This window comes from Enterobacter cloacae complex sp.6700776 (genome assembly GCF_048284255.1).
In the GTDB taxonomy this organism is placed as follows: Bacteria; Pseudomonadota; Gammaproteobacteria; order Enterobacterales; family Enterobacteriaceae; genus Enterobacter; species Enterobacter intestinihominis.
In genome coordinates, this window is the sequence record NZ_JBLVYK010000231.1 from 1 (window position 1) to 286 (window position 286).

Genomic DNA, 286 nt, shown 5'->3' on the forward strand with positions numbered 1-286 from the left:
GGGCTACAGCCCGATGAGATTATCAGTAACGTCATTTCCAGCCCGCTTAGCTATCTGCTGGCCTTTGTCGGGGCGTTTATCTGGGCCGCCTACTGCACGGTGACGGCCAAATATGCCCGCGGTAAAAACGCCATTACGCTGTTCGTCCTGTTAACCGCCCTGACGCTATGGCTGAAATTTCTCGCCAGCGACCAGCCGCCGATGCTGTTTAGCTGGCCGGTGGTCATTAAGCTGATGACGGTCTCCGTGGCGCTGGGGCTGGCCTACGCGGCGTGGAACATTGGCA

At 58.4% G+C, this 286-nt stretch carries 1 pseudogene; it reads left to right on the plus strand.

The window, feature by feature from the left end:
* Window positions 1-286, plus strand: a pseudogene (locus ACNQ0T_RS24015) (EamA family transporter); the annotation flags it as partial.